The following is a 1,008-nucleotide window of genomic DNA, read 5'->3' as shown; positions in this document are numbered from 1 at the left end:
CTATCGGGTGGAGTATCTTTGTATAACTCATACCCAGTGACAAAACCATTTTCTGTTTCGTCTATGCGGAGTTTGTACCCAAACTCGACTTTTTTTGAAAGTTTTCCCTTCTTAATCGGCCGTGCTTCCGGATCAAAGAAGCTGACGACACGATTGGGAATGGCCCGGTTGCCGGAAACGACTTGTTTGGCTTGCCCGATTAAGGTTCTCGTCACCGTGACGGCTTGCTCCAGCTTCGTTTTCATCCGTTGGACGGCAGGAGTACTCTTGTCTTTTACTTTCTCGATGACTTGGGTGGCTTGCGCACAAACAGCCTCGGTTACCGATGTAACCTCCTGGGTAATCGCGTTAAGGTCCTCCCATGATTGGGCAGTACGCCGCCGAAGAAGCTTGGCGATGGAAAGGATACGTTCTTTGACTTCACCTGTCCGGTCTTGGAAACCCTGTGTTGCATGAGAGGCAACTTTACGGATTTTCTGCACAATCCGGGTGATAACGCGCACGCCATCTTGAAGCAACGTGGCGTCGGTGGGGTGTTGGATGTCTGACTCAACCACAGTGGTATCGACGCGAAGTTTGCGGCGTTTCAATACTTTTTCGTCGTCCAGTTTTTGAATCAAGAGTTCATTTACTTGTTTGACAATCTCGTCTCCGTAACGCTTGCTGGCTTTCAGCAGTGTTGTTGGATCGGGCATCTTTTCATCAATGCTAATGCGACAAAAGCGTCGCCACGCGATGCTGTCTCCCACTTCCAAGATGAGGCTCTCATACCCAAGTTGGTAGCGATGCTTCAAAAACATAAGCCGCAAGTATGTCTCTATTGGTAATGTTGGACGCCCGCGATGAGAAGCATGCTTGTTACGAAATGGCTGCATAAACCGTTCATCATCCAGCAAAGCATCCACCTTTGCCAGTTCATCTGGCAACGCGCGGATTGGTTCAGGGAGAAGGGTATCCCACAATGTGATTTGCTCGTTACGAAGTTTTAACATAATCGCTCACCTCAAA

The 1,008-nt window shown here is 48.8% G+C and carries 1 protein-coding gene; it reads right to left on the bottom strand.

Going from position 1 to position 1,008, the window contains the following annotated elements:
- Positions 1-992 (bottom strand): ISNCY family transposase (locus ACE99V_RS20300; protein ID WP_400493005.1); only part of this gene is annotated, 992 nt, incomplete at its 3' end.
- Positions 993-1,008 lie beyond the last annotated feature (16 nt).

Source organism: Brevibacillus soli (genome assembly GCF_044759095.2).
Classification (GTDB): Bacteria; Bacillota; Bacilli; order Brevibacillales; family Brevibacillaceae; genus JBIYSM02.
Note: the sequence above shows the minus strand (reverse complement) of the source record. Positions and strands in the feature narration are given on the sequence as shown.